The organism is Pseudarthrobacter sp. (genome assembly GCF_036675385.1).
Taxonomy (GTDB): domain Bacteria; phylum Actinomycetota; class Actinomycetes; order Actinomycetales; family Micrococcaceae; genus Arthrobacter.
In genome coordinates this window covers 31,049-50,364 of the sequence record NZ_JAKFFD010000009.1, presented here as the reverse complement: position 1 = coordinate 50,364, position 19,316 = coordinate 31,049, and the positions used below count along the sequence as shown (strand labels likewise).

At 62.6% G+C, this 19,316-nt stretch carries 18 protein-coding genes; 12 read left to right on the top strand and 6 right to left on the bottom strand.

The genetic code is table 11. The annotated features are described in order from the left end of the window. Positions 1-10: 10 nt before the first annotated feature. Positions 11-676, bottom strand: a complete 666-nt coding sequence (locus V6M49_RS01090; RefSeq protein ID WP_332759561.1) for a hypothetical protein — start codon at positions 674-676, stop codon at positions 11-13. Between the two features lie 154 nt (positions 677-830). Between V6M49_RS01090 and V6M49_RS01085 the strand changes: the two genes are divergently transcribed. From V6M49_RS01085 to V6M49_RS01060, 6 genes are all read left to right on the top strand, one after another. Beyond that, complete coding sequence (locus V6M49_RS01085; RefSeq protein WP_332759560.1) at positions 831-1,895, top strand: substrate-binding domain-containing protein; 1,065 nt, start codon at positions 831-833, stop codon at positions 1,893-1,895. A 103-nt stretch (positions 1,896-1,998) separates the two neighbouring features. Continuing rightward, positions 1,999-3,273 carry an extracellular solute-binding protein gene (locus V6M49_RS01080; RefSeq protein ID WP_332759558.1) on the top strand — a complete coding sequence of 425 codons (1,275 nt, stop codon included), beginning with the start codon at positions 1,999-2,001 and terminating at the stop codon, positions 3,271-3,273. Continuing rightward, the gene (locus V6M49_RS01075; protein ID WP_332759557.1) at positions 3,270-4,256 is read left to right on the top strand and encodes a carbohydrate ABC transporter permease; all 987 of its coding nucleotides are present in this window, start codon (positions 3,270-3,272) and stop codon (positions 4,254-4,256) included. The genes V6M49_RS01080 and V6M49_RS01075 overlap by 4 nt, the downstream gene beginning before the upstream one ends. Further along, on the top strand, positions 4,249-5,121 hold the full coding sequence (locus V6M49_RS01070) for a carbohydrate ABC transporter permease (protein ID WP_332759555.1): 873 nt from the start codon (positions 4,249-4,251) through the stop codon (positions 5,119-5,121). Before V6M49_RS01075 ends, V6M49_RS01070 begins: the two co-directional genes overlap by 8 nt. Next, positions 5,118-6,161 carry a hydroxyacid dehydrogenase gene (locus V6M49_RS01065; protein WP_332759554.1) on the top strand — a complete coding sequence of 348 codons (1,044 nt, stop codon included), beginning with the start codon at positions 5,118-5,120 and terminating at the stop codon, positions 6,159-6,161. The genes V6M49_RS01070 and V6M49_RS01065 overlap by 4 nt, the downstream gene beginning before the upstream one ends. After that, entirely contained in the window at positions 6,158-7,009 is an 852-nt protein-coding gene (locus V6M49_RS01060) for a sugar phosphate isomerase/epimerase family protein (RefSeq protein ID WP_332759553.1), read from the top strand. The genes V6M49_RS01065 and V6M49_RS01060 overlap by 4 nt, the downstream gene beginning before the upstream one ends. Here V6M49_RS01060 and V6M49_RS01055 read toward each other — a convergent pair. Next, positions 6,929-7,816, bottom strand: coding sequence for a LysR family transcriptional regulator (locus V6M49_RS01055; RefSeq protein ID WP_332759552.1), 888 nt, complete (start codon positions 7,814-7,816; stop codon positions 6,929-6,931). The two genes, V6M49_RS01060 and V6M49_RS01055, sit on opposite strands and share 81 nt — an antisense overlap. Positions 7,817-7,956: 140 nt before the next feature. Between V6M49_RS01055 and V6M49_RS01050 the strand changes: the two genes are divergently transcribed. Genes V6M49_RS01050 through V6M49_RS01035 form a run of 4 tightly spaced genes read left to right on the top strand, consistent with a single transcriptional unit; the run spans position 7,957 to position 11,437 of the window. Next, positions 7,957-8,961 (top strand): tripartite tricarboxylate transporter substrate binding protein, encoded by a 1,005-nt coding sequence (locus V6M49_RS01050; protein WP_332759550.1) that lies wholly within the window; start codon positions 7,957-7,959, stop codon positions 8,959-8,961. Next, on the top strand, positions 8,958-9,494 hold the full coding sequence (locus V6M49_RS01045; RefSeq protein WP_332759548.1) for a tripartite tricarboxylate transporter TctB family protein: 537 nt from the start codon (positions 8,958-8,960) through the stop codon (positions 9,492-9,494). The genes V6M49_RS01050 and V6M49_RS01045 overlap by 4 nt, the downstream gene beginning before the upstream one ends. A gap of 9 nt (positions 9,495-9,503) precedes the next feature. Next, complete coding sequence (locus V6M49_RS01040) at positions 9,504-11,036, top strand: tripartite tricarboxylate transporter permease (RefSeq protein ID WP_332759546.1); 1,533 nt, start codon at positions 9,504-9,506, stop codon at positions 11,034-11,036. Then, entirely contained in the window at positions 11,033-11,437 is a 405-nt protein-coding gene (locus tag V6M49_RS01035; protein WP_332759545.1) for a universal stress protein, read from the top strand. Before V6M49_RS01040 ends, V6M49_RS01035 begins: the two co-directional genes overlap by 4 nt. 10 nt (positions 11,438-11,447) lie before the next feature. Here V6M49_RS01035 and V6M49_RS01030 read toward each other — a convergent pair whose 3' ends face one another. Together V6M49_RS01030 and V6M49_RS01025 are read right to left on the bottom strand one after the other, a co-directional pair. After that, complete coding sequence (locus V6M49_RS01030) at positions 11,448-12,050, bottom strand: DUF6919 domain-containing protein (RefSeq protein ID WP_332759544.1); 603 nt, start codon at positions 12,048-12,050, stop codon at positions 11,448-11,450. Positions 12,051-12,103: 53 nt separating this feature from the next. Next, entirely contained in the window at positions 12,104-12,709 is a 606-nt protein-coding gene (locus tag V6M49_RS01025) for a hypothetical protein (protein ID WP_332759542.1), read from the bottom strand. A 912-nt stretch (positions 12,710-13,621) separates the two neighbouring features. Here V6M49_RS01025 and V6M49_RS01020 point away from each other — a divergent pair. Continuing rightward, positions 13,622-13,822: a hypothetical protein gene (locus tag V6M49_RS01020; protein WP_332759540.1), complete on the top strand. Its 201-nt coding sequence runs from the start codon at positions 13,622-13,624 to the stop codon at positions 13,820-13,822. 318 nt (positions 13,823-14,140) lie between these two features. Here V6M49_RS01020 and V6M49_RS01015 read toward each other — a convergent pair whose 3' ends face one another. After that, a complete protein-coding gene (locus V6M49_RS01015) occupies positions 14,141-16,531 on the bottom strand; it encodes an alpha-L-rhamnosidase-related protein (RefSeq protein WP_332759539.1) in 2,391 nt (796 codons plus the stop codon). Positions 16,532-16,736: 205 nt separating this feature from the next. Continuing rightward, on the bottom strand, positions 16,737-18,026 hold the full coding sequence (locus V6M49_RS01010) for an MFS transporter (RefSeq protein WP_332759538.1): 1,290 nt from the start codon (positions 18,024-18,026) through the stop codon (positions 16,737-16,739). 233 nt (positions 18,027-18,259) lie between these two features. Between V6M49_RS01010 and V6M49_RS01005 the strand changes: the two genes are divergently transcribed. After that, positions 18,260-19,255 carry a LacI family DNA-binding transcriptional regulator gene (locus tag V6M49_RS01005; RefSeq protein WP_332759537.1) on the top strand — a complete coding sequence of 332 codons (996 nt, stop codon included), beginning with the start codon at positions 18,260-18,262 and terminating at the stop codon, positions 19,253-19,255. Positions 19,256-19,316: the final 61 nt, after the last annotated feature.

Sequence of the window (19,316 nt, the reverse complement as noted above, 5' to 3'; positions counted from 1 at the left end):
AGGTGGCAGTTCAGTTGTTGCTGCCAGCGATTTCTGCCCGCCGGTCCTGCACCCAGGGGTTGGCCACCCACCACGCCAATCCGGCCGGCACCAGACCAGTTCCCACAAGCACCAGAGTTGGCAGCTTGGCCAGCACAAGCAGCCAGGTAACCATCACGACGACGGATAGCGCCAAGGGGATGGCCCGGCGCTGCGCCAGCGACCAGGCCTTATGAAGCCGTTCGCGGAATCCCGCAATGCTGTCCCATCCACGGGCGCCTGTCCTCGAGGCGGCGGCTTCAAGGGTGGATGCGAGGACGGCCACATAGCCGGCAACCAGCACTCCATACATCGGAATCAGGATGCAGAGGGCGACTACTCCTGCCAACCCGCCTGCCGCCAACCAAAACAAAAGCGACGCAGCCGCAAGAATCATCAACAACGGCAGCAGAACAGCCACTTTCCATGTACGCCTTATGGCCCAGATGAAGTTGGTCCGGAAGAGCCTCGCAGGCCGGGGCCTTCCTTCCACGAAGATATCGCCGAGGGAGTACTGCAGCGCCAGGGCCGCCGGAAATATCGTGATCACAGGCAGGGACGCCACCAGGAACAACAGTTGAAGCGTCAGAATGTCCCCGGCCGTCTCGAATACGCCGAGCAGCCGGGCCGAGCGCGATGGCCCCTTGGTCGACTCCACTGGCGTTCCTCATTCTTCGTCATGGTGGCGGTTGCAGTCCGGCCCGGAGCGTTCCGACGGCCGGACGCGCCTTGCGCGTATGTTCATTTGATCGGAATATGATCGATATTGCAACGGTAGCCACGAAACTGATCTCGGATGAAGGAAGCATGCCATGCTCGCAGAGGAACGCCAGAAGCTCATACTTGAGCACATCCGCCTCTACGGCCGCGTGCGCGCCGTGGACTTGGCCCGGGAACTCAACGTCGCGGAGGTCACTATCCGGCGGGATCTCAATGGCCTCCACTCTGCCGGGATGCTGAGCCGCATCCATGGCGGCGCTGTCCGTCGCGGACAGGAACAGCCCGGCAGTCCCGGCCAGAAACTGGTGGGTATCGTGGTGCCGAGCAGCATGTATTACTTCAGCGAAGTCATCCGCGGGGCCGAATCGGCGGCGGAGCGTTTCGGTGTCCGTTTGGTCCTCGGGGTCTCCGACTACGGTGCCGTCGAACAGGACCGCGTGCGCCGAATGATCGCTCTCGGGGTGGAGGGTATCCTCTTGGCCACTGCGGCCGGTGACTCCGATCCTGGGGCCGCAGCCTGGGTGGAGGACATCAGTGTTCCTACGGTGCTGATGGAGCGGGCGTTCGGCAGCCCAAGCCTCAAGCGGGAAATGGATCACGTCCGGACGGATCACAGGGCCGGTGCTGTCCTGGCCTTGCGGCACCTCTACGGACTGGGCCACCGGTCCATAGCGGTCGCCATGTCCGCAACGCCTACCTCGTACTGGCTCGAACTCGGTTGCCGGGACGCCCGGGAGATTCTCGGTCTGACGGATCAGCCGGAAGTTGTCCAGCTGGGGCGGGTGGGCGGAGACGGTGTGCCGGCTGAGTTGGACCAGCTCCTTGACCGCTGCCTGGCCAACGGGACACGGGCATTCTTTGTTCACAACGACATGGCCGCCGCCCTCCTGGTTGAGCTCGCCTTCCAGCGGGGACTCCGGATACCGGAGGATATTGCCGTGGTGGCCTATGACGACGTCACCGCGAGCATGGCGCCTGTCCCACTGACGGCAGTATCGCCCCCCAAGCATGCCGTGGGTTCCCTTGCCCTCGAGCAGCTCATGCGCAGCATCGGCTATGGCTCCACGATTGCGGGCCCGGTGTCCCACCTCTCCCTGCTGCCTACGTTGCACATCCGCGAATCCTGCGGAGCAAGGGAAATTCCATCTGACCGATAATGTTCGATCATGCACGAAACGATTGAATGAAGGGTTGTTTCGATCTACCTTCTTAGGAGGCGCTGGCCCCTGTGCGGCGCATCACAGTCAAGGGAGACAACTCATGAAGAAGAACGCTTTGAAGGTCATGGCGATGTCCGTCGGCCTCGGGCTTGCGTTGGCGGCGTGCGGCTCTGGCAGTGCGCCGAGCTCATCCACGGACGACCCCGCGACGGCTACCGGATCGCTGCGGATCATGATCCCCACGTACCCCCTTTCCAACGAAGGCAAGGCGGAATTCCAGAAGGTCGTTGACGACTTCAACAAGACCTACCCGAAGATGACCATCGAACCGGACTTCGTCACGTACGACACCATGAATGAGAAGATCTCCACTTCGATCGCCTCCGGATCCGGCTATGACGTCCTGGTCACGGGGATAGGTTGGATCCAGCCGTTCGCCGCCAAGAAGGTCTTCAAGGATCTCGCGGATGTGGGGGTTACCAAGGAGGACATCAGCTCCAAGACAGCGGAGGCGATGGTCCCGGCCGTCACCCACGATGAGAAGGTATACGGCTACCCGCTGATCGCTGATGCCCGCGCAGTGGCTTTCCGTAAGAGCGCCTTTATCGAAGCCGGCCTGGACCCCGAAAAGCCGCCGACCAGCATGGCGGAGCTGAAAAAAGCAGCCGAGAAACTGACCAAGCGCGATGCCTCCGGCGCGATCACCCGTCCCGGCTTCGACTTCTGGGCAGCGTCCGGGGCCTACCGGCAGACGTTCACCACCTTCCTGGCTTCGACAGGCACGCCCCTGTTCGTGGACGGCAAGCCGAACTTCAACAACGCTGAAGGCGTGGAGACGCTCGAATGGATGAAAAGCATGATCAACAACGTCCAGACGTTCGGCCAGATGAACTCTGCAAAGAAGCCCCTGGTCTACACGAATGAGGCTCCCATCGGCATGGTGGGTGGCGCCGTCGACTGCAGCGACAAGGGCATCGGCCAGGCCAACTGTGACGACCTCAGCTTCTTCCTGCTGGACAGCGGCACCAAGGCCGAGTTCGTGGGCGGCGACATTGCCTCGATCGGTGCCAAGACCAAGAATGCAAAGGCTGCCTGGACTTTCATCGAATCCCTCATCAAGCCGGAGGCCAACAACGCCCAGGCCAAGCTCAATTCGAAGATCCCGGCTACCAAGGACACCGCGAAAACAGGGCAGGCCCAGTCCAACCCGCTGAGCAAGTTCGTCGCGGAAAACCTCTCGCACGCGGCCTACGAAGGCGGAGCCTCGAACTGGCTGGAAGTGCGTAAGTCCTTCAACTCCGGCCTCGACGAAGCCCTGCTCGGCAAGCGTCCGGCAGAGGAAGTCCTGTCGTCCCTGGCGGCGCTTTCAAAATGACCAACCGAGCAACCATGACGCCGGCGCCGGCGTCGGAGTCCCCAACCGTGGCGCCGGCAGGCCCGCGGAAACCCGCGGCCGCCAAACGGCGCGGCGGCCGCCCGAAGCGGCGCTCCGTCACACGGAAGCAGGTGTGGGCCGGCTGGTTCCTGCTGACTCCGGCGCTGCTGCACTCCACGGTGTTTATCTCTGTACCCACCGTCGCTGCACTGTTTTTAAGCATGACCGACTACAGCTTCAGCGGCGAATGGGCGTGGGTTGGTTTTGATAACTTCGTCGAGCTGATGGGTGACCAGAACTTCAAGACCGCCTTTGTGAACACTGTTCTGTACGCCATCGTGGTGGTGCCGATCTCCATGGGCCTGGCGCTGGTCATCGCACTGGGGCTCAACCAGAAGCTTCGCGGCATGGCGTTCTTCCGGACTGCCTTCTACATCCCCACGGTGACCGCCACGGTGGCGGTTGCCACCGTATGGCTGTGGATCTACAACCCCGGGGCAGGCCTGGCCAACGGTGCGCTGAGCTTCTTCGGCTTCGGTCCGCAGCCGTTCCTCAACAGCCCCGACACAGCACTGCCCTCCCTCATGTTGGTGGGGATCTGGCAGGGGCTTGGCGCCAAAATGATCATCTACTTAGCCGCCCTGCAGGGTGTTTCCCGGGAACTCGTGGAAGCCGCGGAATTGGACGGCGCCAACCCTTGGCAGACCTTCAGGCATGTGAAGTGGCCAGCCCTGGCTCCTGCCCAGTTCTTTGTCCTGATCACTTCGATTGTGGGCACCTTCCAGGTCTATGACCTCGTCTACGTCATGACCAGGGGAGGTCCCGGGATCTCCACTAACGTCCTGGTGCTGGACATCTACAATAATGCGTTCCAAGGGATGCGGCTCGGCTATGCCTCAGCCGAAACGGTGGTCATGATCCTCCTGATCAGCGTGTTCATCATTGTGGGCCGGAAGCTTCAAGGATCTGATAAGAGTGAATAGAACCGCACGAATCAAACCCGGCAGGATTGCCCTGTATGCGGCCTTGACGGTGGGCTCGTTGCTGATGCTCGCGCCGTTCATCTGGATGGTACTGACCGCGCTCAAGGCTCCCAACGAAGTGGGTGTCTTCACTTGGCTGCCCAACGAGTACCACTGGGAGAACTTCGCGGAAGCGATGAAAATCGCCCCGTTCCTGAACTACTTCCGCAACAGCTTTATCATCGCCATCGGTGAGACAGCTGTGACCCTGGCCGTCTGCACCATGGCCGGTTACGCCCTGGCCAAGCTCCCCCTTCGCGGGGCCAAATCGCTGCTGAACTACTTCATCGTGCTGCTGATGGTTCCGTTCCAGATCATCCTGGTCCCGTTGTTCCTGATCGTGAAAAGCATGCCGCTGTTCGGCGGCAATGACATTCTTGGCCAAGGCGGCACGGGCTGGCTGGATTCCTGGTGGGGTCTCATCATCCCGCTTGCGGCCGGCCCGATGTACACGTTCCTGGCCCGGCAGTTCTACGTTTCGCTTCCGTCAGAACTGGCCGATGCGGCCCGTATGGACGGCGTGGGGGAGTTCGGGATCTTCCTGAAGGTAATGACACCATTGATCAAGCCCGCGTTGGTCACCATTTTCGTCTTTCAGGTCGAAGGAGCCTGGAATGCATTCCTCTGGCCCCTCATGATCACCAACACTGACGAAATCAGGCCGCTCCAGCTTGGCCTCGCGATCTTCTCCCAGGATCAGTCCGACGTCCTGTGGCCGTACCTTATGGCCGGGACGGCACTTGCCACCTTGCCGATGATCATCCTGTTCATCTTTGCGCAGAAGCGGTTTGTTGAAGGCATGGCAAGCGCAGGGCTGAAAGGATGAACCGCCGGACGGACGACGACGGCGAGCGTCAGTTGCGGCCCCGTGTGGCCTTCGCCATGGGCTCCAATGAGCTCAGGGACGGCCTCATCAATGCTGAAGGTTTCGCCCGCCTCCGGGCGGTTGCGGACGTTGTCAGCACAGATGTGCTGACCGACTTCACGACTCCCCGGGCGCGGGAGGTGTTGGCCGGGACCACAGCGCTGATTACGGGGTGGGGCAGCCCCAGGATCGATGCGTCCGTCCTGGACCTGTCTCCCGGCTTGCGCCTCGTGGCGCATGCCGCAGGAACGGTCAAGAACCATGTGGCACCAGTGGCCTGGGACCGCGGACTGACAGTCACCACGGCGGCGCACGCCAATGCGGTCCCGGTGGCGGAATATGCTCTGGCCTTCATACTCCTCGCCGGAAAGGACGCCTTCGCCTTCCAGGCCGGGCAACGCGCACGGCAGTCCGGCTACCGGAAGGAGGTCCTGCGGCAGGATGTGGGCAATAACGGAAACACTGTGGGCATCATTGGTGCCTCCCGGATCGGGCGCCTGGTGATGGAACGCCTGAAGTCGCACGGGCTGCGTGTCCTGCTGTCGGATCCGACTGTCTCGCCATCCGAGGCCGCACGCCTGGGTGTCGAACTGGTGACCCTGAAGCAGCTGATGCACAGCAGCAAGGTGGTCTCACTGCACGCTCCCGTGCTGCCTTCGACCCTCGGGATGATCGGCGCGGCAGAACTCGCGCAAATGCAGGACGGAAGCACATTCATTAACACGGCTCGTGGCGTCCTGGTGGATCACGCCGCGCTGCGTACCGAGCTGCGCAGCGGCCGGCTCAGCGCCGTCCTTGACGTCACAGCACCTGAACCGCTGCCGGACGGCGATGAGCTGTACGGGATGCCCAATGTAATTCTGACGCCCCATATCGCCGGCTCCCTGGGCAACGAGCTCGCCCGGATGGGCGACCTCGCCGTGACGGAGGTGGAACGCCTGGCGCAGGGCAGGGCGCCGGAGCATTCAATCAGCCGGGAGACGCTGGACGGCATGGCATGAGTGTCCTGACACCGGGCATTTGCTCGGTGACGTTGCGGAACAGCAGCATCGAGGACGTTGTGGGCGTCGTTTCCGCGGCCCGCCTCGCCGGCATCGAGTGGAGCAGCCAAGCGCACGTCCCCGATGCGGCAGCCGCACTCCGGGCCAAGCAGGCGACCGCGGCAGCCGGCCTCAAAGTACTGTCCCTCGGTTCCTACTACCGTGTGGGGAGCCGGGGTGACTTCGGCGCTGTCGCGGCTTTGGCGTCAGCCCTGGGAGCTCCGCGGATCAGGGTCTGGGCGGGGGAATCGGCGTCACTGGACGCCAGCTCGCAGGTCTGGGATGCGGTGGTCGCGGACGCGCAGCGGATCTCCGGGCTTGCAACGGCGTATGGACTGGAAATCGCCTTCGAATACCACGGCGGAACGCTGACTGACTCGGCGGAAACCACCCTGGAGTTATTGGTACGCGTGGGCCGGCCCAACGTCGGAACATACTGGCAGCCCGCCGTCGGACTTACCGACGAGCAGGCCGTCGACTCGTTGCGTCAGGTACTGGATCACGTCGTAGGCATCCATTGCTTTTCCTGGTGGCCCGGACGTGAACGGCTGCCACTCGCGGACCGTAGGCAGCTGTGGAGTTCAGTGGCGGAGATCCTCCGGGACAGGGGAGGGTCCACGGACCTCATGCTGGAGTTCGTGGAAGCGGACCTTCCGGAGAACGTCATCCGGGACAGTGAATTCTTAACCCGCATCGCCCTCGGTGCGGAGCAGGAAACGGCGTCCGCCCTACCCGGCGCGGAACTCCAGGTCCTGCAGGAGCCGCCGCAACGCCGGGTTGGCCACCTTGCGTTTCCAGATGGCATGTAGCTCAACAGGGTCGTCGCTGCTGGGGCCGGCGAGCGGTAGGAATTCGACCCCTTTGATCGCCAGGAGCGTGGCTGAATGGGGGACAAAAGCCACACCCCGCTTGGCCGCGACCAGGGAGACCATGGTGAGGATCTGGCTCACGGTGTGCAGGACGTTCCCGTGGTTGATGGAGTGCATGCGGATGACCAGGTCGTAGAAGTAAGCGGCCTGCGTCGGTGAATGCATGATGAGCGGTTCGTCCCCGATGTCTTCGTCCTCCACGGGGCGGGACAGGTCCGCCAAACGGTGGCCTGTTGGCACGGCCAGCACCATGGACTCTTTGTACAGCAGGTGCGAATCGAAGATTTCCCTGTCGAAGGGCGGCCGGGCCAAGCCCAGGTCGAGCTCGCCGGTCAACAGGCCCTGGATCTGTTCCCCGGTCACTAGCTCCTGGAGGTCAATGTCCACCTCGGGAAGAATGGACGCGATCTCTTCCAAGAGCGGCCCCAGGATGCTGAACCCGCTGGCGGCGGTGAAGCCCACGCGCAGCACGCCCGAGCGGCCGGTGGCGATCCGGCGGGCTGTCACCGGTGCGCGGTTGGCCAGGGCCATCAGCCGCTTGGCTTCGTCCAGGAAAGCGCTCCCGGCCGGGGTGAGCTGCACTTTGCGGTTGTCGCGCTCCAGCAGTTCCGTGCCGATGCTCTTCTCCAGCTTCTGGATCTGGCGGCTGAGCGGCGGTTGGGTCATATTCAGCTTTTCCGCCGCACGTCCGAAGTGGAGTTCCTCCGCGACCGCGATGAATCCGGCGAGTTGGTCAAAAGTGAACATGATGCCTTTCAGGTATCACCCCATGCATTTTTGGGCTTAGACATGCATCATAACGTCTCCCTATAGTCGTTGAGCGAGCCAGAAGTGATTCGGTTCACAGCGACGATCGGGCCTCGCCCGAATCTCTACGAGGAGTTCCAATGATGCACTTCCCCACACGCCGCACGATCCTGGGAGCGGCCTCTGCCGTTGCGCTGCTGGCACTGACCGCCTGCGGCAACGTCGCAGGCAGCGCCGGAGCCGATTCATCCAAATACCCATCGGGCCCCGTCAATCTCTCGGTAGGTCAGGCCGCTGGCGGCAGCACGGACCTGATTGCCCGCGCCCTCGCCGAAGGCGCCTCCAAAACCCTTGGCCAGCCGATGCCCGTGGTCAATAAGCCGGGTGCAAACGGCGCCCTGGCAACCAAGGAAGTGGCCGGCATGCCCGCCGATGGGCAGGAGCTCGTCCTGCTGAACGCATCCCTGATAACCATTACGCCGCTGGCAGTCTCAGCTGGCGAAGCGGTCAACATTGACGACCTGGACATCATTGCCGGCCTGTCCCAGGACGACTACGTCCTGGTGGCAAGTCCCGGGTCCGGTTTCAAGACCTTCAAGGATGTGACCGATGCCGGCCGGAACGTGACCTTCGGTACCACGGGTGTCGGCACCGGCAGCCAGCTTGCACAGACCGTGCTCTTCAAACAGGCCAACGTCAAAGGTACCGACATCCCGTTTGACAGCGGTAAGCCCGCATTGACGGCCGCACTGGGCAACCAGGTGGAGCTCGCCACCATCCAGCTCGGTGAAGCAATGCCGCAGATCGCGGCCGGAAAGGTGGCCCCGCTCCTGGTCTTCTCCGAAGAGCGCAACACGTTCCTGCCGGACACCCCGACGGCGAAGGAAGCAGGCTACGACGTTCCGGTGGCGCAGTACCGCGCCATCGCCGCTCCGAAGGGCACCCCGCAGGAGGTCAAGGACAAGCTGCAGGCCGCGTTCAAGGAGGCCTTCAAGTCGGACGCCTACAAGGAGTTCAACAAGAAGAACATGCTGACGCCCAAGGAGATCTCCGGTGCGGAAGTGGCCACCGACTGGAAGGCTTACGCGGCGAAATACAAGGAACTGGTGGAGAAGTATGACATCAGCCTTGGCGGAAATAAGTGACTCCTGTGACAGGAACGTCCACGGAGTCTGCCGGCGAACTGGACGACCTGACGCCGGAACAGCTTGCGGCGCAATGGGAAGAAGAAAAGCCTCCGGCAGCAGGTGCCCTGGCCAACGCGGCATCCTCACTGGTGGTCCTTGGTGTGGGGGCCGGAGCGGCCGTCCTGGCCATCCTGATGGGAGTGGGGACTCCTGACAAGCCGCAGCCCGGCCTGTGGCCGTTCATCATCAGCTGCGTCATGGTGGCTCTCGGGCTGTTCCAGCTGATCGCCGGCCGGCACAACCGGGATGCGGAGAAGTTCACCCGTATGTCCGGTGCACCGCTGACCGGCCTGGTGACCCTCGCCGCCATGGTTGCGCTGATGCCGCTCATAGGTTTTGAGCTGCCAGCCCTGGCGCTGTGCATCATCTGGATGCGCTTCCTGGGAGGCGAAACGTGGCGCTCCACGCTGGTGGTCAGTGCCGCCGTCGTGATTTCCTTCTACGCCATCTTCGTCCTCGCGCTCCAAACCTCCATCCCCCACCTCTTCTAGGAGACCCCCGTGGATTTTCTAAATCCCGTCATCAACGGATTTGCCGTTGTCCTGGAGCCGACAAACCTCCTTTACTGCCTGATCGGCGTCGTGATCGGCATGCTGATCGGTGTGCTGCCCGGACTGGGGCCCGCGGCAACCATCGCCATTTTGCTTCCGCTCACCTACAACGTTGAGCCCGTCACGGCCATCATCATGCTCGCCGGCATCTTCTACGGCGCCCAGTACGGCGGCACCATCACGTCAGTGCTGCTCCGGCTCCCCGGCGAAGCGTCCTCTGTTGTCACCGTCTTCGACGGTTACCAGATGGCCAAGCAGGGCAAAGCCGGTACCGCGTTGGGCCTGGCGGCCATCGGCTCCTTCATCGGCGGCACTGCCTCGATCATCGGCCTGACGTTCCTGGCCCCCATTGTGGCGAGCTTCGCGCTGGACTTCGGTCCGCCGGAATACACCGCGCTGGCCATGCTCGGCATCCTCCTGGTGGCCACCATCAGCAACGGATCAAAAGCCAAGGCGCTCATCGCCGCGGCCCTCGGCCTCCTGCTGGCAACCGTCGGCAGGGACATCTTTACCGGTGAAAGCCGCTTTACCTTCGGCAGCCTGCAACTCGCAGACGGCATCGATTTTGTGCCGATCGCCATGGGTCTTTTCGGACTCGGTGAGATCCTCTACAACCTGGAGGAACGGCACCGGGCCGCGAAGGCGCCGTCGAAGGTTGCCAATGTTTGGCCCTCCAGGAAGGACCTGAAGCAGGCCTCCGGCGCGATCGGCCGCGGGTCGGTGCTCGGATTCTTCCTGGGCATCCTTCCCGGTGGCGGTGCGACCATCGCCTCGATGGCCTCCTACGCCATGGAAAAGAAGCGCGCCAAGCAGCCGGAGCGCTTCGGCAAGGGCGCCCCCGAGGGTGTGGCGGGACCGGAAACTGCCAACAACGCCGCCGCCACTTCGTCCTTTATCCCGCTGCTGACGCTCGGGATCCCCGCCAACGCCACCATGGCCCTGATGTTCGGCGCGCTGCTGATCCAGGGCGTCACCCCAGGCCCGCAGCTGGTGGAGCAGAACCCCGAGCTCTTCTGGGGCGTGGTGAACTCCATGTACATCGGCAACATCCTGCTGCTGATCATGAGCCTGCCGCTGGTGGGAATCTTCGTGAAGATCCTCCGCGTCCGGGCAGCCATCCTGGCGCCTGTCACGGCCCTGATCACTCTGCTGGGTGCGTACACCATCAACAACAGCATGTTCGATGTCACCCTGGTGGTTGTCTTCGGCATCGTCGGCTACCTCATGAAGAAGTTCGGCTTTGAACCAGGTCCCCTGGTACTCGCATTTGTGCTCGGCGAACTGCTGGAAAGCTCCATGCGCCGCTCGCTGCTGGTCTTCGGCGGAGACCCGACCGGCTTCTTCGGCCGCCCCATCTCGGCCACCCTGCTGGTGGTGTTCGTCCTGGTAGCCGTGCTGCCGGTTATCCGCGGTGCCGCAGCCAAGCGCAAGGCCTCCGTTCCGGTGGGCCCGTCAACATCAGAAATCAAGGAGAAGGTATGAGCATCGTTGTCGGATTCGTCCCCACACCCGCAGGAGAAGCCGCGCTGACGGCAGGCATCGCCGAAGCCAAGCTCCGCAGCGAGGACCTGGTGATCGTCAATTCTGCGCGGGAAGGCGCGCTGGTGGACAAGTCAGTGGCACCCGACGACGTCCTCGCACAGGCAGCCCAGCGGGCCACCGAAGCTGGCGTGAAGGCTACCGTCATCCAGCCCCCGTACCTAAACGATCTTGCTGACGAATTCCTGGAATTCGCCCGGGAGGTTGATGCGTCACTGATCGTCATCGGCCTCCGCCACCGCACGCAGGTGGGCAAGTTCATCCTGGGCAGCCACGCGCAACGGATCCTGATGCAAGCGGACCGGCCGGTGCTGGCGGTGAAGGCCGGTACCTCCGACACGTAAATGCTGCGGGCTACGGCGCCACTGTCAGCGCTGCGAGGACGGCCGGGAGCAGCACGTCATTGCGGCCCCAGACGGGATCCAGGATTTCCACATACCAGGAGTCGGCGAGCAGGAGCGCCAGCGTTTCGTTGGTTTCCTCCGCCCAGTCCTGGATCTGCTCTTCCTGCACCGGAGTCTCGCTGGAGCCAAGGACCGTTACTACCTCGCCGCCGTCGAGCGTTACCGGGATGGCGGCGCTGCTGGCCTCGCCCGGGGCATGCGCCACCGTCACCAGCTCGGACCGGGTGGAGAGGGCCAGGAGTTCCACCGCCGCCTCTGCACTGCAGAAGCCGGTGACGTACTGCCGCTGGGCGGAACTGCCGGTCCGCAGGCCGGGCTGGGACTCCTTGGTGAACAGCCCCTTCCTGTTGAGGGCGGCAAGCTCGGTGGCGATCGGTTCTGTTTCGTCGTCGTAGCGGACCGTAAAGGTAGCGGCCTGGTATTCGCTATGGCCCTCCAGCCACCGCGCCGTCAGTTCCCCGGCAGCTTCCAGGGTGATGGCCTGCCGCCAGGCCCCCTTATCCTCCAGGCGCCTGCCGAACTGGTCACGGACTTCCGCTTCTGTGGGTTCCATCCTCGGATGCTACGGCGCCCCGCGGCCGGACTCCAGCGGCGGCGACACAGCAGTTAATGTCCGACGGCGGTGATTCCGGCGGGGATCCCGGCAGCACGTTCCGCCGCGGCAAGGGCAGCGCCAAAGCGGACGACGGCGGGAGCGTACCCTTGGTGCGGCACGGCCCGCAGCTGCTCTGCCTCTTTCATGGCGCGGATCAGCGCGGACGTTTCGGGCAGCCGGACATCCGTCATGGCGGGGTAGTCGATGCAGCTGGCAGGGTCCAGTTCGTAGCGGCTCCACCGGGCCAGGAGTGCGTCATGTTCGGCCTGCGCCGCGGTGTTTACGGGCCGGTCCAGCCGCAGCTGCCGGCGGCGTTCCTGCCACGCCAGGATCTGGGGGCTGCCCCGGTAGGTGGCCACGCCCGCCCCTGCGCCCAGCGCGGCGAGGACCACCCCAAACCACGGTGACGCGAGCGTGGGAATAAGGATGGCCGGAAGCGCCACGGCAGAGCCCATAAACACATCCCAGAACACGGGGTCCGGAGCGCGGACGGCAGGGTCCGGCGTCGAATGCCGGCGGACAGCCAGGACGGTGGCAGCCACCGCGCACACCAGCACTGCACCCCAGAAACTCAGCTGCAATGCTCCAAACAGGACGGATTCTGCAAATGCCGGCACTGCGGCACCTCCCCGCGTCAGGCCCGGCCCAGGATTCCGGGTTGCTCCTTCCATTCCAGCCCCTCCGGGCACCGGGGTCAATGGGCGGGCAGGCTATGTGGATATTGCACGATCCTGAGGCTGATCAGAGAGGCCCCCGGGCATTTGACTTGGCTCCTGGTTCCGCCTGCCAAACACGAAGTTCGCCCAACGCGACGATGTCTGCATCACGACCGGAGCGCAGCAGTTCGGCCAATTGAGGCCTGAGGGTACAGATGCCGGAAGCCTTGTCGCTGAAAATCCAATCCAAGGCTTGGCCGCCGAGCTTGCGCTGTTCATTCTGGTCCAGCGTGGTAACCCTCGCATACCGGATTCCTTGACCTGCCGCCGTAGTCACCCCTGCCGAAGCTGTCAGGATGAAACCTATGACTTTCCAAAAGGCATGTCCGGAAACGCCATTTCAGATCCTATTCTGACACCCGTCCGAGTGGGATGGACGTCAGGTTGGGGTGTATCTCGACCGGAAGCACAGCTCATTTCGGCATGCGACGATCGCCACCAGCCCGGGAAGCTGCACCTATGGAGACCAAGCCGGCGCGGGCGCGTCGGAAACTGGGCGGCAGGATTACATCAAGGGGGTTCGTTCCGAGGTGGAGACGGGAGCCAGGCAGCGCGGGATTGTCCGTGCCTTGGTTATTGCCCCGCCGTCCGTCATCCAGTTGCTGGTGTAGGCGGATGCCGGGGGTGAACCCAGTCCCGAAGGGATCCAGGGAGCCTACCCTACGAATTGCGGAGCGTTTACGCGGCCGGCGACATCGACCGGGTAACGTTGATTCGCGGGATGTCCCGTGTCTTTCCGTATTTCCGGCGGTGTGAACCGTCCCTACGTTGTTCCGGAATCACGTTCAGGAGTGCCAGGCGTTTTGTATAGGAATGACGTTCGGTTACCCCCCGGTGAAGTACGACGACCGCGGGCACGGGGTTGGGTCCGTCGCCGAACTTGTCGCAACTGACGCCGTCGTCAACCGCCAGCGCATGACCGTGGCCGAATCGGGAACCATTATTCTGAACGGGCGCCCGGACCAGGGCCGGAGGGCAATTGCTTCGATCCCCGACCACCGCGATCCTGCCTGAAGCCCTCCGCTGGCTGGACGGCACGGCCAGCTCACCATGAGCAGCGGCCCCAGCGCCACAACAGTCCTCACAAGCGTTTATGCCATCAACCCTAGACGGTGGATCTCGCACGGACTGGTACCGGCCCATAGCGTCCTGACGATGTCCGCGGAATGAGGAAGGTGCCAGAACCGCTATGACCATGTTTGCGTATTCCCACCCGTTTGTCGTGGGGTCGACACCCATGTCATTGCCACCACAAATGGCACGCTTCTGGAACCGTCCTTCGATGACCACCGACCAATTTGTCCCATCCCTACTACGAACGGCCTCGGAGGTTTACGCCTGTCCGGGCGGGTAGTTGGTTGCCCTGCCATCGACATCGAACAGAGTAAAGGGAACTGGACTGGTCACGATCGCGTGATTGTCCGCTACCGAAATTTCGATGTTCCCGTATGGGGTGGGCGTGCTTGCCTCCAGACGGTCGATGGCACCGTATGCGGGAGAGATCTTGGCGCGGGTGAAGCCCGGTTCAGCTGGGTTCACTCCAGCAATGTGTTGTATCAGGTCGCGTGTGGGCGTTGAGCTCCAGCCGTGTGCTGGTGTTCCCCAGCCCCAGCATTCGCCGAAGGTATCCCATCCGTCCTGCAGAAAAGTTGACCAGCGGCGGATGCTGCCTAGTACGAGATCGGGTCGTCCCGCTTCAGCGTAAGCGTCGTGCACGAGGAAGGACGCGAACGGCTGTGCCACCACTGACTGGGTTTCAGGGTTCCAGTCAACCTGCCGGTCGCCTTTGATCTGCCGGGCGATCTTCTCCTCGTCGTAGGTGCCGTTGCCTCCTATCCAGGACCTGGTGACGTGACGCGCTGGGTCGCTTATCCAGTCAATGATCCGGGCAGTTCGGTGAGAGGGGGCAAGGCCGCTGATGATGGCGAGGGCTCCAGCGATTTGCGACGCCGCAGGTTGGGGCTCTTCGTCCACGATGTGGTCAATGTAGGTTCCACGTTTTTCGTCCCAGAAGGCCTCGTAGCCGGCGCGTATCTTGGCATGCATGGCATGGGCCCAAGACGCTTCCCCCGCATTGCCGAGGAATTCTGCGATTTCAGCATATTCCCGTAATTCGGCCGCCCAAAAAGCTGTGTGTATGGAGCTTTTGCCATTGAGGAAGATGCTTGACCAGTCAGTCAGGGTCCACTCGGGTAGGTTGGCCAGCACTCCGGCGTCTGTCAGGTACGGAACAAACCACTCCAGAATGCGGCGGGCCGTTGGAGTGGCCGCTGTCAGCGTTGCCCGGTCTGCGGAGTAGCGGTAGATATTGTGCAGGCCGTGGATCCAGTAGAGGGACCACTCTGGGATGGTAAAGCCTTGGCCGTGTTCTAGATCCCCGACAACGCTCATCGGCAGAATGCCGTCTGGACGGGGTGAATTGGCGAGTTCGATATACCAATGCGGCAGCCGCCAATCATCGGAGGTGGTGAGGTTTACCATCTGGTGTACCACCGCGTCGCCGACCCATGAACGTTGCTCCCTGGTGGGGCAGTCAACGTAGGCATCGAGGGAATTGAGCGCAACGGTCCGGACGCCCGCCAAATAGAGCTTGTCCAGTTCGGGGTCACTTGATCGGAAGTATGAGTTACCTGTTGGCTGGGACAGGTACTCACGTACCCGAAGCTCGCTGAGCCGGACTGTGCCTGCTGCGGGAACGGTGATGATCATGCTGATCCAGCGAAGCCCGTTGATCTCCTGCGCGACGAAAGTGTCTCCGATGCCGCGCGCTATATACCTGGCCCCGGTCCTTGGCGCGTGGTGTCCGGCTGCTTCGGGTGTTGTGTCGGCTGCCTCACGGTAAAGGATGTCGATTGTCGTGCCGGATGGTGCGTCGAGGGTGAACGCCGTGTGCCCAGCAACGATGCGGCCGAAGTCGAAAGAGGCGGCGCGGGTTGCCGGGCCGGTCGCGACAAAGCTGACTTCCCCGGGTTGGGCCGGGCCCATGGTGGATGTCAGGCCGTGCCAGTGGGTCCGGACATTGTCTATGGGGTCCTCCGCCATTGCGGCCGGAGGCATGCTGTTGCCGATAGAAGCTGCAACAGGTGCCACTTCTTCGCCGCCGCAGGCGCCTATTGGGCGGGGGAGCAGTGCGCCGAACGGGTCAGTAGGTGGCCTGGTAGCACCCAGGCCCGAGAGGTGCACGACGGGCTGGACGTGCGCTGCACTCCAGTTTCCGGCGGTTCCCTCCTTCCACTCAGGTTCCAGGAGGCGGGCGTCGAAGACCTCGACTGGGACGCCTCCCGCAAAGCCCTTGCGGGGTGGTTCCGACCAAGCTGTCGCAGGCTCGACCTCCCAGTCATCACCGCTGACGAACCAGCGATGTCCCAGTTGCATTTCGAGGGCCAGAACACCAACGGAACCGAAGTTGCCGGTGCCTACCGCTGGTTGCCAAAAGGAATTGGCTGAACCGAAGTAGGTCACCAGCACAACCACCTGATTGCTCCCTTCCCGCAGGAGGCTGGCGACGTCGTAGGTGTCGTAGTGCAGTTTTCTTGGCTGGGAGCGGACCGGTCCCCGGCCGACTTCTTCACCGTTGACGTACAGGACGTAACGGGAGTCCGCGGTAAGGCGCAGCGGGGCTGTTTCGGGAAGGGAGTCGATGGTCAGGGTGGACCGGTAGAGATGCCGGGAGAAGGGGGCGTTGCGGGCACCCGTTGCCATCCGGTCCTTTGTGGAAGCCACTGGCCGCGGACCGATCCATTCCCCTTGCCATTGACGGGCCCACGGATAATTTTCCAGTAGGTTCCCTGGGGCTCCGGTCAGGGTTGCAGCGCCGGTGCGTGCCATGGTGGTTCTCCTGTTTGGTAAACGGGTCTGGGGGCCGCCAGCCGATCTTGCCGAACGTGGCGGGTCCAGCGCTCTTAGGTGCCGCGTGGATGAGCAGCTGCTACTGCTGGGGGTGGGTGTAGGCAGCCTGGTTCGAGGTGGAGTCCGCGGCTTCAGCCAGTCCTGCTTTCGGCAGCCGTGAGGCCCAGAGACCGAACCCGCCGGCAATGATAACGAGGCCTGAGAGGGCCGCAAGGAGTGCGGTGGGGCTCACGGCAAGCAGGCTCGGAGTGAAGAGGGCGGCAGCTGCAGCGACGACGCGGGCTACAGCGACAATGGCTCCTTGCGCGGTGCTCCTAAGTAGAGTCGGGAATGATTCCTGGGTCCAGACCTTGAGGATTCCCTCGAATGCGAAGGCAAGTCCGATGGTCCCGAAGGCGTATCCAAAGGCCAAAGTCCAGACGGTCACGCCCAGGATTGCCGGGATGGCGAATTGGAGAGCAGAGAAGAAGATGCCCAGAAGGAACAAGCGGAGACGGTGCGGGCCATCAACAAGTCGAACGAAGAGGATCGCAAACGAGATGGCGACGAAAAGCAGGACCAGCGAAATCGCGGAGGCCGTCTGAACGCTGGCTCCAGCGACGGTGACATACATGTAGATGCCGAACTGGCCCTTCGTGTTGGCCGCAATATTGAAGGTTGAGTAGAACAGCGTCAGTGCGACGATCGAGGTAAGTAGGGGCTTCTTGAAGAGCACCCGGAAGGCTGCGGGAGTCTTCCGCGTCACGCGGGTGTCGGCCTTGAGCTCGTCGCGCGCATCAATCCACTGACGGGACTCCGGGATCCGAAGCCGGAACAACAGCACAACAACACCCATGAGGACAATGTGTCCGTAGAGCAGACGAGCGCCCGTTTCGCCCAAACCGCCAACAAGCAGGCCCATGGTCTGGGCTGCAATCAGGCCAAGGTACCAGAAGACTTGGCTGAACGCGACGAGCTTGCCGCGGGCACCCTGAGGAGCGATCTCAGCGATCAGTGCCAGCGACACCGGCAAATCAGCGCCTGCGGCCAGGCCCAGCAGCACCACCCCCAGATAGAGCAGCGATTCGCTGGATGCTGAAGCCATAACCGCCGCGCCAATTACCAGCAGAACCATCGTTGTGGTGAATACACGCCTACGGCCAAAACGGTCCCCGAGAGTACCGCCCACAATTGATCCCGCGGCGATGGAGAGCGTCAGCAGCGAAGACAACACCCCGATCGACGTCGGCGTCAGTGCAAGGGGTCCTTTGAACAGGACCAAAGCCGTTCCAGTAGAGACAATTGCAGCCGCGTCCAGGTAGGACGCCATTCCGGCAACTCCGGCCCGGAACCATATTTTGCCCGCCACCGCGGGAGTCTTTGTAACCATGTTGTACTCGCCTTCGAGCATTAGGGGATCCGTAGATCCGGCTTGGCTTGGTGTATCGGTTCACCGCTATCTGCGGCACCCTACGTATGGATGAGTGTATCGATTCAATTTAGCGTTGGCAAGATCACAGTGCACTCAAATCCAGGGCAGAGAGGTGAGGCTGTGACAAGATTGCGTACGAGCGGTGCGACGGCCACACGCGCATAAAGCTTAGGAGTCGTTTGATGAGAAGAGTGGCGATCACCGATGTAGCATCGGCCGCCGGCGTTTCGAAAACCACTGTGTCCAACTTTTACAACGCTCCGCACAAGCTGTCCGAGCCTGTGAGGGCCCGAGTCGCGGCAGCCATCCAGAGCCTTGGGTATGTACGCAGCGACGCAGCGCGGCAGCTGCGCGCTGGAGGCAGCACGGTCATCGGTCACTTGACGATCGATATTGGCAGTGTCTGGTTTTCCGAAGTTGCCAACGAGGTTGAGAAACTAGCCGCCGAGGCAGGGTTCCATGTTCTTGTGGCTAACACAGCAGGAAGCAGGGAGCGGGAACGACAGTATTTGGAGTTGTTTGCAGGACAGCAGGTCCGCGGTGTCATCGTGGCAGCTCAGGGAGATGTGGATGCTCAGCTCCAAAAGCTGCGAGGCCTCGGGATCCCGTTTGTTCTCACTGGCCGAAAATCCGAGTCGCCATCCCAAGCCTCTGTCTCCGTAGACGACCGGGCGGGTGGATACCTGGCCGTCAAACATTTGATTGAGCGCGGAAAAAGACGCATCTGCTTCGTTGGTGGCCCGCTCGATATTCGTCAGGTCAACGACCGTTTCCATGGCGCGTCGCAGGCAGTCCGCGAGACACCGGAGGCGACATTGGAGATCGTCCTTGTCGAGGAACGGACGCTGCCCGAAGGGAGGAATGCTGCGCAGACACTGCTGAATCGGGGGCCGGAAAGAATACCCGACGGAATCTTCGCCGCGAACGACCTCCTGGCGATCGGTCTGCTCGACGGCATACTGCGCGATGGTCGACTGAAAGTTCCTGAAGATATAGCCGTCATCGGATACGACGACCTGGAAATCGGCAGCACCAACTCAGTGCCCGTCAGCACGATCCACACATCCCCAAGAGCCTACGGCCGCGCAGCAATTAACTTGCTCCTGCAACAGTTTGACGTCGCTGGCAATGCCGAACAGCGTCACGTGGTTTTCGAACCACAGCTCATCGCCCGATCGTCCACATGAAGACCTGGAGTCGACGCCAGCCTTTCCTGCAAGCTGCAGTGTCCGCTCTGCCGCTGCTGTC